The organism is Joostella atrarenae, from assembly GCF_021764745.1.
Lineage (GTDB): Bacteria > Bacteroidota > Bacteroidia > Flavobacteriales > Flavobacteriaceae > Galbibacter > Galbibacter atrarenae.
The window spans coordinates 49274-63828 of record NZ_JAETXX010000012.1 but is presented as its reverse complement, the minus strand read 5'-3'; the positions used below and the strand labels follow the sequence as shown (position 1 = coordinate 63828).

Here is a 14555-nt window from a genome sequence, read left to right as displayed (position 1 = left end):
ATAAGAAGAGAGATGAAGCACATAATAGTTACTGGAACAAGTAGAGGAATTGGATATGAATTGGTGCAGCTTTTGGCAAAACAGGGACATCAAGTTTTAGCACTTTCTCGTAACTGCGGACCAGTAAACAAATTAGAATTAGATAATGTAACTGCTTTTGATTGTGATATTTGTAATGAAAATAGCTTAACGGAAGTTAGGAGATTTATAGAAAAGGAGTGGCAAAAGGTTGATGTGCTTATTAATAATGCTGGAAGTATAGTTAATAAGCCTTTTAGTAAGATAACAATGCAAGACTTTAGAGATGTTTACGATGTAAATGTTTTTGGTGTTGTTGGGTTAACACAACTTGTAATTCCTTTTATGTCAGAAAATGGTCATGTGGTTACTGTGAGTAGTATGGGTGGAGTTCAAGGAAGTATGAAGTTCCCCGGATTATCAGCTTATAGTTCCTCTAAAGGGGCTGTTATAACTTTAACGGAGTTGTTAGCGGAAGAATATAAAGAAAGCGGACCTTCATTTAATGTGTTGGCTTTAGGAGCTGTTCAGACGGAAATGTTGGAGGAGGCCTTTCCTGGGTTTAAAGCTCCTACAACTCCAGAGGAAATGGCAGATTATATTGCAGAGTTCTCTTTAAATGGACATAAGTTTTATAACGGTAAATTATTACAAGTTAGTAATAGTACTCCTTAAAGATAATTCTAGAAATGCGAGAGGTTCTTTCGAAATATATACCAGAAAATGCTGTAGCACCTTGTCTTGAAATGATTAAGCTAAATTATGTTCATTTAAAGATAGTAAATGAGCGGGTAACAAGGCATGGGGATTATAGGAGGATGCCAGATGGAAGCCATCAAATAACAGTGAATGCGAATTTAAATAAATATAGATTCCTTATCACATTGGTGCATGAAATAGCACATTTAATTGCTTTCACAAAATATGGTAGATCTATAAAACCTCACGGAGTAGAATGGAAACATACTTTTCAGCAATTAATGCTTCCATTTATTCGTCCAGAGGTGTTTCCTAGTTCGTTATTGCCTGTTTTAGCAAGGCATTTTAAAAACCCGAAAGCTAGTAGTGATACCGATGCATATCTTTCTGTGGCACTAAAAGAATTTGATCCTCAAAACGATAAAAATTATATATTTGAACTCCCAATAGGAAGCGTTTTTAGGATTCATAATGGGAAGGTATTTAAGAAAGGAAATAAAAGAGTAAAAAGGTATGAGTGTATTGAAGCCAATACAGGAAGAGTGTATCTTTTTCAACCAAATGCAGAGGTTGAGTTAATAAATGATTGATTGATGAATAAAAATAACTATGCGATATTGATGGCAGGGGGTATTGGCTCTCGCTTTTGGCCTGTTAGTACAGTCGAACTGCCTAAGCAATTTCATGATATTCTGGGGACGGGAGAAACGCTCATTCAAAAGACTTTTAATAGGTTAAATAAAATTATACCTACAGAAAATATCTTTATTTTAACGAATGAAGAGTATGGTGATTTAGTGATGGAGCAACTGCCAAATGTAAATGAAGAGCAGATTGTTTTAGAACCTGCAATGAGGAATACAGCACCTTGCATTTTATATGCATCACTAAAAATTAAAAAGAAGAATCCTAATGCATCATTAATAGTAGCACCAAGTGATCATTGGATTGAAGATGAAGCAAGCTTTATAAAAGATGTAGTACTTTGTTTTGATACTTGTAAAGATAAGGATGTCCTTATTACCTTAGGTATTAAACCAACTTTTCCGAATACAGGTTATGGTTATATACACCATAAAAAAGATGCAGATGTCGCGATAAAAGAAGTAGTTCAGTTTTGTGAGAAACCAGATTATAAGACAGCAAAATCTTTTATAAAAAAGGGAAATTTTTTGTGGAATGCAGGAATTTTTATTTGGAATGTAAATAGTGTTATTAAAGCTTTTGAAAGGTATCAATCAGAGATGTTAAATCAGTTTTTAAGTGGTTTTTCTGACTTTAATACCGCTAATGAAAAGCAATTCATAGATGTAGCATATCCTGAAATGGAAAATATATCGATAGATTATGCTATTATGGAGCCATCAAAAAATATTTTTGTGTTGCCAGCATCATTTGACTGGAATGATTTAGGGACATGGGGAGCGCTTTATGATGAACTTCCTAAAGATGAAAATAAAAACGCTGTTGTAAAAGGAAAAGTGCTTTTAGAAAACAGTAAGGGAAATATAGTTCATACTTCAAAAGATAAAAAAGTAGTGATTGGAGGTCTTAAAAATTATATTGTAATTGATGAGAAAGATAAACTACTAATTTATCCGAAGAAGAAAGAGCAAGAGATAAAAGAGCTTCTTAAAAAAATGAATACCAAGTTTGGTAATATATAGTTTAAAAGATGGAAGAAAATAAAAAAAACGGTTTAGGGCAAGATAATATTACGCCAACTGATAATTCTAGTGAGGAAAAAATGAAGAAAGACTTCTCTGGGTTTATGGGGAGTTTAAAACAATTTTTTTCAGAGTTACTAGATATCAGAAGTAATACAGATCAAGAAGCTACTAAAGAGAGTATCATTAACGATATTCCTTTTAAAGGGCACACTTCTTGGATTTTAATTTGCTCAATTTTTATAGCATCGATAGGGTTAAATGCAAACTCTACAGCTGTTGTAATCGGAGCCATGTTAATATCGCCATTAATGGGTCCTATTCTTGGGATAGGAATGTCTTTGGCAATCAACGATATTGATACGTTAAGAAGGTCGTTAAAAAACTTTGCAGTAATGGTGGTATTAAGTATTCTAACCGCTTTTCTGTTCTTTAAAATATTCCCTTTGCGTGATGAATCTTCTGAACTTTTGGCTAGAACAGCACCAGATATTCGAGATGTATTAATAGCCTTTTTTGGTGGAACTGCCTTAGTTATAGCGAGAGCTAAAAAGGGGACAATAGCGAGTGTTATTTTTGGGGTTGCTATTGCTACAGCTTTAATGCCTCCTTTGTGTACAGTAGGTTTTGGGTTGGCAAAAGGAAATATGGACTATGCTTTAGGGGCCATGTACTTATTCCTTATAAATACCATTTTTATCGCTTTAGCAACATTTTTAGTATTGAAAATACTGAAGTTCCCAATGGTGAAATATGTAAACTCTAAGAAGAGAAAACGTATTGCACAAATAGCTTCTGTATTTGCTATTTTAGTGATGATTCCTGCAGGGAAAACATTTTATGATGTACTTCAAGAGTCAAATTTTAAAAATCAGGCAAATAAATTTATTGCTGAAGAGGTGAAAACATACAAGTTTGCTGGTGGCGGATTTTTACTAGATAAATATTCTACTGTTGAATATAATAAAGGGGTGAATCCGAAAATAGAATTAGTTTTTATGGGGGATGAAGCTATTCCTGAGAATATTGAAGAAACTTGGAAGATGCAAATGCAATCGTATTCTAAACTTAGAGGAACTGAGTTAGTTGTGATGGGTGGTGAGAAAAGCGATTCTGATGATAAATTTCAATATGTTAACGAGCTATATGAGGCTAAGAAACAAGAAATAGCAACTAAGGAAGAGAAAATACAAGTTTTAGAAAAGGAGATTCATCGTTTAAGTAGGTTTGCTTATAACGAAGTGCCTTTTGAAGATATTAGTAAGGAAGTTAAAATTAACTATAGTGATATTAGTGAGTTTGGTTTTGGAAATGAAATAAAAACAGACTTTGAAAAGATAGACACTGTTCCTATTTTTATTGTAAGATGGGATAAGAAATTATCTTCTAATAAAACGAAGGAAGAGTCAGAAAAGTTAACAAAGTGGCTTCGAGCAAGAATGAAAAATGAAAAAGTAGAGGTAAAGCATTTAGATTAATTACCCTGAAAATAAAAAAGAGGCTATCTAAAATAATATATAGATAGCCTCTTTTTATGCGTTATAAAGAAGGTAATTATGCTACTTTCCCCATATTATCTGTTAGTGTATTGATGAAGTTTGTGATAGGGCCTTTTATCATCATTCCCATCATTGCGTTAAATTCACCTTCAAAAGTTAATTTAGCTTCACTTTTATCTTCTCCAACACTATCAATATCTGCAGTAAGTGTAAACGGTAATTTTTCGCTTGCTGCTCCCAATACTATTTTGTTATGTGGTTGCTTTTCTTTCATTTTTAAAACGATTTCTGGCATTCCTTTTAAAGCAAAAAGAAACTTATCGTCTTCTAAAACTTCAAATTTACTAATGCTTTCTGGCATTAATTTTTCAAAGTTTTTTACGTCTCCTAAAAAATTATATAATTCTTCAGCAGATTTGTTTACGGATTTTTTTTCTGTTTCTAACTTCATGATATTGTTATTTGTTCCAATTTCCAGGGTCTGTTCTCCAATCCTGAAGCGTCTTTAATTCTTTCTCATTGATGTAATTTGTGTCTACTGCTTGTTGCAATAAATATTCATAATTACTCAATGTGTGTAAAGAAACATTACTTTCTTTAAAATTTTCTTCGGCGATATCAAAGCCATAAGAAAATATAGCGATCATTCCTTTTACTACGGCACCTTCTTCTTTTAGAGCTTTAACAGCGTTTAAACTACTCTTTCCTGTGCTAATTAGATCTTCTATAACCACTACGCTCTGTCCTTTGTCTAGGAAACCTTCAATTTGGTTTCCTCGACCATGTTTTTTAGGCTCAGGCCTAACATAAACAAAAGGAAGACTAAGCACTTCTGCAACAAGCATTCCTATTCCGATAGCTCCAGTAGCAACCCCAGCAATTACATCTGGCTTACCATAGAGTTCTTCAAGTTGCTTTGCCATATGCTCCCGAACGTAATTTCTAATAGGAGGAAAGGATAATACAATTCTGTTATCACAATAAATCGGAGACTTCCAACCAGAAGCCCATGTAAAAGGATTTTTTGGATTCAACTTTATTGCATTAATTTGCAATAAAAGTTCTGCTGTCTTTTTAGCGGTATCTTTATCTAAAACCATGATGCAAATGTATGAAGTTTTTGTAAATGAACATCGTATTATTTTAACTAACCGAATCGAAAAAGAAACGGATTTTAAATTATTCCTAATGGAAACTGTAGATATCGAAGATGTCATTAGTCAGTTAAACAAGGGGAAGATAAAATGCGCTCATATTTACTATGAAGACGAAAAGGTGTTATTGAAAAAATTTTTAAAAAAAATACCATTAGTAGTAGCTGCAGGTGGACTAGTTAAGAATAAGAAAGACGATATTCTATTTATTTTTAGGAATGGGAAATGGGATTTGCCAAAAGGTAAAGTAGATAAAGGAGAAACTATTGAAGATGCTGCTGTTCGAGAAGTAGAAGAGGAGACGGGAGTTAAAAAACTAAAAATAGATTCTTTTCTAAAAAAAACATACCATATTTTTAAAAGGAATGGGGTTTACAAACTCAAAGAAACACATTGGTTTTTAATGTATAGTAAATACAAGGGGGAACTCGTTCCTCAGTGTAAAGAAAATATAGAACTAGCAGAATGGCGTCCAGAGAAAGATCTTTCTGAACTTATGGAAAACTCCTATGAGAATATAAAAACCTTGTTTTAAAAAAGTTAATAAGTAATACTTTTATTATGCTATTCCTAGGACTGTTATTTAGAGCTTGAAAGTGCTTGGTAAATGAGTAGGTTATGACATGTATCAATGTTAAGGGCATGATATTTTTATAAATTAGCTTTGTTATTGATTAAAAACAAATTTTAAGAAATATTATGTCAAAAATTTATAATGACTTTAGTGGAGAAACTAGAATAGGGAATATAGAACTATTTCTTGAAGCTGTAATTGATAACTTTTTAAATATAGAGAAAAGTAGAAAGAGATATAATAGTTTAATGACCATTTCTAAAACAATAAAGAATCCTTTTACCAGTGAAAGTGTTGATTTTAAGGGTGAGGAGATTTTTTCTTTGATTAGTAATATTCAGAAGAAGTCTATTCAAGGAATTGTCATGTTAAATACTTTTTATGAGGCATTAATTAATGAGATAGGATGTAGTTGTCTTGGACAAAGATATTATAGAGATAATTTAGATAGGTTAAATCTGAAAAGTAAATGGGAAGTTGTTCTGAAGCTTACATATGATAAAACTTTAAATAAAGGCACTACTTACTTTGAAAATTTTTCTAATTTAATCAAAGCTAGAAATAAATTAATTCACTACAAATCTTCAATTGTTAGTGATGATTTAAACTCTTTAAGATTTGAGTATGATGAAGTGCTTAAGTCTAATGTTTTGACAATAGGAAGCTTAATTGATGAACTAAAAGTAATTGATAAAGAAAAGGGAGTATTATCTTTCTATGATATTGATGAACAATTAAAAAGGGTGGTGTTTAAAGATTTAAGTGAATGAGTTAAGCACTATAATTGAAAGTATATTCTTGTCATAACCATTTATATTAGATATTTACTCCCCAAACTTAAAACTCAACAACTCTATACACAGGGTATCTTAAATGTGCTTTTTCGTAGTTTGGAGATTTTTTATGAATCCAGTCTAATTGCGCATACCAATTTTTACTAAACTCAGAATCATTAGATTTTTTAGCTTCAAACTCAGCTTTAATACTTGGGTTGCTATTTAAGAATTCCAAAGCTTTATCTTCCCATACATAAGGAGAAAAGCCTTCTTTTTGCTGAAGAATAGTATCGAAGAAATTCCAATTAAAAAAAGAATCTATTGCAGCTGGTTCGAGTGTTTCTATAATATATCGAATAGAAGTTTGTCTGGTTTTAACCAAATAGAAATCTTTACGATTAATAGTTATAGCTTCATTGCTAGCATTCACAGAGGTGTTTTTGTGTAAATAATGACCTTCATATGGACTTCCAACGGTAGAAAAATCAGCAATATGATATACTTCAAGATTCCATTTTTTTGTTTCCTCAATCTCTTCTAATTTTACATTATTCAGCTTTAATAAATTTACCACTTTAGTCCATGCTTTGGGTACCAAATATGCTTCAGGAATTTTAATGCTTTCTGAAGCCTTAAAGTGATCGTAGTAGGTGACTTCTTTAGTAAATGGTTTGTTTCGATTGTATTTTAAACGCTCTAATCCTGTAACTTCACTTACAATATGCTCCCCTTCAAAACCTTTAAAGTTTAATGTAGAATGTTTGTCTTTGTTAACCTCCCAGTTTACAACATAATTCTCTGCTGATAAAAAAGATTTGGCTGTAGCCTCGCGAACTTCTTTTATCTCTTTATAGTCTTTTTCGATAATAGAAATCATGCTTTTCATTAACTCATACGTTCCATACACTCTTTTTTTATAATCTTTAAGCATATGTGTTTCAACCATCATTCCTAATGTGTTCCATAAAGTAGTGTACCCTGTGGAATATCTTGGCGCATCATAAAATTGCGAAAATCCCTTTTCAGGAACTTCATTGAAAACATTTACATAAGGAGTAATATCATATTCTTTGTCTTTTAAAGAAGAAATCATTTCTGGCATTAGCTTATTATGTAAATATGTGCCAGCTTCTCCGCCAAGCTTATTATGTTGCGTGAAAAGATGGGTCAGGATATATTGATAATCAGCTCCATTACTTACATGATTATCTATAAAAACATCTGGTTGCAGGTAATGAAAGATTTCAGCAAAAGATTGTGCATTTTTAGTGTCATTCTTTATAAAATCTCTGTTGAGGTCATAATTTCTAGCGTTTCCTCTGAAACCATAAGATACAGGTCCGTTTTGATTTGTTCTAGAAGTACTATTTCTATTCAAAGAACCACCAATATTGTAAATAGGAATAGTGGCTAGTATGGTATGTTTTGGAATCTCAATTTTTCCTTGAGCTATATCTCGATATAGCATCATAGTGGCATCAATTCCATCTGGTTCCCCAGGATGAATTCCATTATTTATAAATAAAATCCTTTTGTCTTTTCTGACTTCTTTTAAGTTGAAATCCCCAGAAGGGTTTAAAAGAATAAGATGTAAATTCTTACCGCTATCCGTTATTCCTTCCTCTATAATTTTTATTGAAGGGTAAGTTTTGGCTAACTCATTATAAAAAGAAATAGTTTCGTCATAAGTGGCAGTAACTTCCCCTTTTGACCTTTCAAATTCTGTAGTAAAATCATTGTTTTGGGCATGAAGATATGCAGTAGAAATTATTATTGTTAGAATAATAAGTGCCTTTTTCATTGGGAGTAATTTTTATAATTTAAGGAGCAACAAAAATATAACAATATAGTAGAGCAATCTATTTGTCTAACTAAAAAAATGGAGTAGTTTTGCACCCTCTAAAAGTTAACTGCCTCATATGTAGGTTTGTGACTTAGATTTAAACCCTACTAAGAAGATATATTATTATGACCGAATTTATTAGGAAGATAGTTCCAAATGCAAAAGATGATGTTTTAGCTGGGATAACTGTTTCATTAGCAATGATTCCAGAGGTTGTTGCTTTTGCTTTCGTTGCACAAATAGATCCTTTAGTGGCACTTTCTGGAGCATTTATTATAGGATTGATAACAGCAATTTTTGGTGGTCGACCAGGATTAATTTCTGGTGCTGCAGGAGCGGTAGCTGTTATTTTTGTAACGATGATTTCTGAGGGACATACAAAAGGGATGATGTTTGATGTTCCTGTTGAAAATATGGGGTATTATTATTTGCTTGCTGCCGTTGTGATGATGGGAGTTTTTCAGATAGTAGCTGGAGTTTTTAAATTAGGAAGATTCGTAAGGCTAATCCCACACCCTGTAATGATGGGGTTTGTAAACGGTTTAGCGATCGTTATTTTTATAGCGCAAGTAAAAATGTTTACTCATAAAAAGCTTGAGGTTACTGCAGAAGGTGTTAAAAAATATATTAATGTTCCGATGGAAGGAACTGAACTTTACACTATGATAGGGCTTGTGTTATTGACTATGGGAGTTATTTGGGCATTGCCTAAGCTTACTAAAAAGATTCCAGCATCGCTAACAGCAATTTTAGTAACTACTGCTATTGTTGTGTTTAGCGGAATGGAAGTAAGTACCGTTGGATCTTATATAATTGAAGGTGGGGGAACAGGACTAAAAGGAGAGTTGCCTACGCCAAATATGGAGTTGTGGGAGAATTTACCTTTTAATTTAGATACGCTTAGTTTTATATTACCATATGCATTTCTAGCTGCTTGCGTTGGATTAATTGAGTCGCTTATGACGATGAATTTGGTAGATGAATTAACAGAAACTCGAGGAAATGGAAACCGTGAATGTATTGCTCAGGGAGCTGGTAATATGTTGAGTGGGCTTTTTGGAGGAACTGGAGGTTGTGGAATGATAGGTCAAACTGTAATTAATATTAATGCAGGAGGACGTGGACGACTTTCTGGTGTGATGATGGCATTAACATTATTAACCTTTATTTTGTTTACAGATAAGCTTATTGAGCAGGTGCCAATTGCAGCTTTGGTAGGAGTGATGATTATGATGGTTATTGAAACATTTGCATGGTCTAGCTTTAGAATTATTAGAAAAATTCCTAAATCCGATGCTATTGTTTTAGTTATAGTTTCTGCTGTTACCGTTTTTTATGACTTGGCTATAGCTGTATTTGTTGGAGTTATAATTTCAGCTTTAGTTTTTGCATGGGAGAATGCTAAGAAAATTAGAGCGAGAAAGCGTTTTAAAGCTGATGGAACAAAAATATATGAAATATGGGGACCTCTATTCTTTGGTTCTATTACAGCTTTTAATGAAAAGTTTGATATAAAAGCAGATCCTGAAAATGTAGAGATTGATTTTGTAGAATCTAGAGTGAGTGATCATTCTGCGATAGAAGCAATTTACAATATCGTTGAAAAATATGAAGCTGCAGGAAAAACAATTAAACTAAAACACTTAAGTGAAGATTGTAAAGCTTTATTGTATAAATCTTCGCCTAAGTTTAGAGAGGTGATTGTAGATGCAATAGACGATCCTAGATATCATCTGGCAGCTAATCCTGAGGAATTTCCTAAGTCGTTGTCAGAGTACAAGCTTATTAAAGATTAGCTATAATTAGTGTCTTATATTTCGAGGGGTACTTCGGACAAAAAAATAGAAAACCTCGGAGCTTGCCTCCGAGGTTTTTTATTGCATCAAAATCGATTTATAATTCTGATTCTAATAAAAATGAGCTAGCTAGAGATTTAAGTTTCTCTTTTGTAACTGGTTTTATTAGGTGTTTTATGGTAAATGGATATTTTTGATCATAGGTTTTTACCTTTTCGATGTCTTCTGGATTTATAGAAGAGGTAAGGATATAAATACATGTTTTTTTACTGATATCAAGTTTGCTAAAAGCATCAATAAATTCCCAACCATCAATAATTGGCATGTTTAAGTCTAATAGAATGAGCTCCGGAAAGAGAACATTCTCGGGGTTATTATAATGCTTTAAAGCCTCTATTCCGTTGTTAAAAGAAATTACATTCTTAGTAATTTTAGTTACTTCGATGAGTTTTTTAACGCTGAAAATCGTAATCGGATCATCATCGATTAAACAAATTGCATTAATAGTTTTCATTGAAGTATATATTAAATTTAGTTCCCTTGTCAATTTCGCTTTCCACTTCAATTTTCCCTTTCATAGCGTCGATTTGGTTTTTGGTGATAAAAAGTCCAATCCCACGAGCATCACTATTTCCATGAAAAGTTTTGTACATTCCAAATAGTTTATGTCCGTGTTTCTCTAAATCTATCCCAACACCATTATCTTCAACGCTTAAAATTGTAAAACCTTTTACGCGTTTGCAATTAATTACAATTTTAGGGTATCTTTTTGGTGCTTTATACTTAATTGCATTAGTGAAGATATTCAATAAAATACTTTCTAAGTAAGCTTTTACGATATTTATATTCACATCTTCAGGAATATTATTTTCTACTTCTGTAAATGTTCCTTTTATAAGTTCGCTAATATTGGTAAATGCCTCTTCAACTTCATCTCTAAGATTAACACGTTCCGTTTTGATGTTTAGGTTTGTATTAATCGCAATAATTTCATTCAGATTAGAGATGGTTTCTAGCATATTACTAGAAGCAGAATTAAGCATTTCGATGATTTCTATCTTCTTAAAAACATCTTCTTCTACTCCTAAAAGTTCAATTAACATGGAAAAATTTGAAGCGTGGGAACGTAAGTTGTGAGATACAATATGAGCGAAATTTAACAGCCTATTGTTTTGCTCACTTGCTACATTAATCACTTCTAGTAGCTCTTCTTCTTTTTCTTTTATATGCCTTATGTCTTGAACTACAGACCAGATTAACTTCTGATCATTAGAGTTTGTAATCAGAATTCTCGTAATTAGAGAAGGGATTAGTTCTGAGTTTTTATTAAGGTACTTCCCTTCATATGGTCCATAAGATCCCTCTTCTAAGACGTGTTTTAGGGCTCGCAATTCTTTATTTTTTTCACTTTTTGGAATAACATCTTGATGAGTCATTTTTAAAAGCTCTTGAGAGTTATATCCCATGCTATTCTTAAAAGAATTATTCATGTCTAAAAACTCCCCAGAAATAGCGTCGTTAAGAACAAGCCCTGTTGGAGATAATTCCAATAGTGTTTTATGGAGCTTTTCACTTTCCTTTAATTTCTTTCTGGCTTCTACCATTTCCTGAATAACTCTTCCTTCAGCAATAATAAAAGTGACCCTTTCTTTTTCATCAAAAACGGGTTTTAAAGAAAAATCTACATAGGTTGTTTTTTTGTCTTTATCTAAAACTTTAGCTTCATATCTTATAAATTCTCCTCTGGAAGCTTTCTTTATGCCTTTTCTAAGCTTTTTTTGCTCCTTTATAGAGCTTTGCCACCAATAGGTGTCCCAAAAATATTTGTTTATAACATCTTCTGTTTCTAAGCCTCCAAAGTTTAAAGCAGGTTCATTTATATCTAAAAGCCTTCCTTTTAAATTTAGAAAGCCAGTAAATTGAAATGTAGAATTAAATATACTTTTAAAAACCTGTTTGTTTTCTGCAAGCGCTCTTTTAGTACTCTTTATTTGCTTTTCATTAAGTGCTAATTGAAGAGCCGTATTTTTTTTACTACTGATGTCTTTAACAGTTCCATAAATCTTTGAAGAATTGCCGTTCACTGTCTCTACATCTCCACAAAATATAATCCATTTCTCTTCTTCATTAGCAGTGATTATTTGAAGCTCAACTTTAAAAGAAGTACCAAAACTAATTGCATTATTAATGGCTTCCATTGCACTTTCTATGTGAATGCCATCTTTAAAGAAGTTAAAAATAGTCTCTAAATGTGGTTGGTAATCAGGAGAAACCTCAAAAATATCTTTTGTAATCGGAGACCACTCCAAGTAATCTTCTTCAATATTAAAAGACCAAGTCCCGATTTTTGCAATTTTACTAGATTGCTCTAAGAAAGCCTTATTTTTTCTATTCTCTATTTTAGCTGAAATATCTTCTAGATAAAGAATAAAATTATCTTCTAAAGGCTGGATTTTATACTGAAAGTATATTTTATTTCCATCTTCAGTGATTAAAGAATCTTCACCTTCAATATAAGATGAGTTTTTATTGAATTTACTGATAACAGATGATAGGGAAGTTGCATGTGCTGGAATATGCTCCTGAAATGAATCTATAGAATGATCTGTTGAGATTCCTAAAAAGGTATACCAAGCATCTGATGCAGAAATTAAGCAAAGGTTGTAGTCAAACAAAGCCATTGGGGACGGACAGAGTTTAACCATTAGTAGGTTGTTCATAAAAAGCGAGTGGTGGGTTATTTTTTACATTAGATCTATTTAGTTACACGAACAGTATCTGGCACCAAGCCTGTATAATCACCATTATTTCTAATAACATCTCTTACAATGGATGAAGAAATATAGCTTTTACCAGATGAGGTTAATAAGAATACAGTTTCAATTTCAGATAATTTTCGATTGGTATGGGCAATGGCTTTTTCAAACTCGAAATCTCCAGGATTACGGAGTCCTCTTAGGATAAATTGGGCGTCAATTTTTTTACAGAAATCGACTGTCAACCCTTCATAAGTCATCACTTTTATTTTTGGTTGGTCTTTAAAAGCTTCTTCTATAAACTGTTTCCTTTCTTCTAAAGAAAACATATAGTTTTTTTCAGAATTAATTCCAATTGCAATAACTAGTTCATCAAATAGGGTAATCCCACGAGTAATAATATCGTAATGGCCTAAAGTTATAGGGTCGAAAGACCCAGGAAAAATTGCTCTTCGCATCCTGCTTTTTTTACAAATGGTGGTTTATAGAGTTGTAAATATAGCAAAATTGACTTTGCAACAAATTAATTTATGAAGTTTGATGGTTATTTTAAGAGCTATGTGGAGGGTTTTGTCAATAAGCTTGTTGGAATGTTTTATGTAATTTCCAACAAGCTTACGTTGACAATATGATGATTTAATGTGAAGTGTTTATTTTTTGAAAGCTTCTTCAATAGCATTATCAAATAAATCGTTCAGAGATATTCCAGCTTTTGCAGCTTGTTGTGGTAAAATACTTTCTGCAGTCATTCCTGGAATTGTATTTACCTCTAAAAGGTAAGGTTCTCCGCCTACAAATATATATTCACTTCTGCTGAAGCCTTTCATTTTTAATATTTCGTATACTTTTTTAGCTACTTCAGTAACTTTTTGTGTCATATCATCACTTATGCGAGCAGGAGTGATTTCTTGAGATTTTCCTTGATATTTAGCTTCATAATCAAAGAAATCATTTTCAGAAACAATCTCTGTTATTGGTAAAACTGTAACTTCACCTTTATAAGTAATAACTCCAACAGATACCTCAGTACCATCTAAAAAAGATTCAATAATAATCTCATCATCTTCTTTAAAAGAAACTTCGATTGCAGGAAGTAGTTGCTCTTTTGTATTTACTTTGGAAATTCCGAAGCTAGAACCTGCTTTATTTGCTTTAACAAAACAAGGAAGGCCTACTTTTTCTATAATTTCCGATTCATTGATTTCTTGTCCTTTATTAATATAATAAGAAGTGGCGCACTTAATTCCAAAAGGCTTTAAAGCAGCCAAACAATCTCTTTTATTAAAGGTGAGTCCAGCTTGGTACATAGGGCAAGAAGTATGAGGGATTTCGAGAAGTTCTAAGTAACCTTGTAAATATCCATCCTCTCCAGGAGTCCCATGAATGGCATTAAAAATGCAGTCGAAAGTTACCTTTTCTCCGGAAACAGTAATACTAAAATCTCCCTTGTTGACAGGTATTTCTTCGTTATTTTCTGTAATATAAATCCATTTGTCTTTTAATAAATGGATCTTATAAATATTATATTTTTCTTTATCTAAATGTTTACAAACAACATCACCACTTTTTAAGGATATCTGATACTCGGATGAATAACCACCCATAACCACACCTATATTTTTTTTCATGTGCCTACTTTTACTATTTTTAATGTTTTAAGAAACCGTCACCAATTAAATGTATCCAACTTTTGTATCTGTAAGATTTTTTTAAAAAGTAATCCGCTATTATATATTATAAGAGGGAATTAAACGTTATTCAAAAGTATTAATA

The 14555-nt window shown here is 32.2% G+C and carries 14 protein-coding genes; 7 read left to right on the top strand and 7 right to left on the bottom strand.

All coding sequences use genetic code 11. The features are described from left to right. Positions 1-12 precede the first annotated feature (12 nt). From JM658_RS14915 to JM658_RS14900, 4 genes are read left to right on the top strand one after another with little or no spacing between them, the layout of a single operon-like run. Entirely contained in the window at positions 13-693 is a 681-nt protein-coding gene (locus JM658_RS14915) for an SDR family NAD(P)-dependent oxidoreductase (protein ID WP_236960087.1), read from the top strand. A gap of 14 nt (positions 694-707) precedes the next feature. Further along, the gene (locus tag JM658_RS14910; RefSeq protein WP_236960085.1) at positions 708-1307 is read left to right on the top strand and encodes a SprT-like domain-containing protein; all 600 of its coding nucleotides are present in this window, start codon (positions 708-710) and stop codon (positions 1305-1307) included. Positions 1308-1310: 3 nt separating this feature from the next. After that, positions 1311-2384, top strand: coding sequence for a mannose-1-phosphate guanylyltransferase (locus tag JM658_RS14905; protein ID WP_236960083.1), 1074 nt, complete (start codon positions 1311-1313; stop codon positions 2382-2384). A gap of 8 nt (positions 2385-2392) precedes the next feature. After that, positions 2393-3862, top strand: a complete 1470-nt coding sequence (locus tag JM658_RS14900) for a DUF389 domain-containing protein (RefSeq protein WP_236960081.1) — start codon at positions 2393-2395, stop codon at positions 3860-3862. A gap of 76 nt (positions 3863-3938) precedes the next feature. Here JM658_RS14900 and JM658_RS14895 read toward each other — a convergent pair whose 3' ends face one another. Together JM658_RS14895 and pyrE are read right to left on the bottom strand one after the other, a co-directional pair. Then, positions 3939-4334: an SRPBCC family protein gene (locus JM658_RS14895; protein ID WP_236960078.1), complete on the bottom strand. Its 396-nt coding sequence runs from the start codon at positions 4332-4334 to the stop codon at positions 3939-3941. Positions 4335-4341: 7 nt separating this feature from the next. After that, a complete protein-coding gene (pyrE, locus tag JM658_RS14890; protein WP_236960077.1) occupies positions 4342-4983 on the bottom strand; it encodes an orotate phosphoribosyltransferase in 642 nt (213 codons plus the stop codon). 7 nt (positions 4984-4990) lie between these two features. Between pyrE and JM658_RS14885 the strand changes: the two genes are divergently transcribed. Both JM658_RS14885 and JM658_RS14880 read left to right on the top strand, forming a co-directional pair. Then, a complete protein-coding gene (locus JM658_RS14885; RefSeq protein ID WP_236960076.1) occupies positions 4991-5572 on the top strand; it encodes an NUDIX hydrolase in 582 nt (193 codons plus the stop codon). A 164-nt stretch (positions 5573-5736) separates the two neighbouring features. Then, positions 5737-6381, top strand: coding sequence for a hypothetical protein (locus JM658_RS14880; protein WP_236960075.1), 645 nt, complete (start codon positions 5737-5739; stop codon positions 6379-6381). Positions 6382-6448: 67 nt separating this feature from the next. Here JM658_RS14880 and JM658_RS14875 read toward each other — a convergent pair whose 3' ends face one another. Continuing rightward, on the bottom strand, positions 6449-8188 hold the full coding sequence (locus tag JM658_RS14875) for a M14 family metallopeptidase (protein WP_236960074.1): 1740 nt from the start codon (positions 8186-8188) through the stop codon (positions 6449-6451). A 167-nt stretch (positions 8189-8355) separates the two neighbouring features. Here JM658_RS14875 and JM658_RS14870 point away from each other — a divergent pair, with 167 nt between their 5' ends. After that, on the top strand, positions 8356-10026 hold the full coding sequence (locus tag JM658_RS14870) for a SulP family inorganic anion transporter (protein WP_236960073.1): 1671 nt from the start codon (positions 8356-8358) through the stop codon (positions 10024-10026). Between the two features lie 97 nt (positions 10027-10123). Here JM658_RS14870 and JM658_RS14865 read toward each other — a convergent pair whose 3' ends face one another. The 4 genes from JM658_RS14865 to JM658_RS14850 all read right to left on the bottom strand — a co-directional run bounded on the left by JM658_RS14865 (position 10124) and on the right by JM658_RS14850 (position 14410). Continuing rightward, positions 10124-10540 carry a response regulator gene (locus JM658_RS14865; protein ID WP_236960072.1) on the bottom strand — a complete coding sequence of 139 codons (417 nt, stop codon included), beginning with the start codon at positions 10538-10540 and terminating at the stop codon, positions 10124-10126. Then, the gene (locus JM658_RS14860) at positions 10527-12746 is read right to left on the bottom strand and encodes a PAS domain-containing sensor histidine kinase (RefSeq protein WP_236960071.1); all 2220 of its coding nucleotides are present in this window, start codon (positions 12744-12746) and stop codon (positions 10527-10529) included. Before JM658_RS14860 ends, JM658_RS14865 begins: the two co-directional genes overlap by 14 nt. Before the next feature lie 35 nt (positions 12747-12781). Next, entirely contained in the window at positions 12782-13240 is a 459-nt protein-coding gene (gene coaD, locus JM658_RS14855) for a pantetheine-phosphate adenylyltransferase (protein WP_236960070.1), read from the bottom strand. Positions 13241-13432: 192 nt separating this feature from the next. After that, entirely contained in the window at positions 13433-14410 is a 978-nt protein-coding gene (locus tag JM658_RS14850; RefSeq protein ID WP_236960069.1) for a D-alanine--D-alanine ligase, read from the bottom strand. Positions 14411-14555 lie beyond the last annotated feature (145 nt).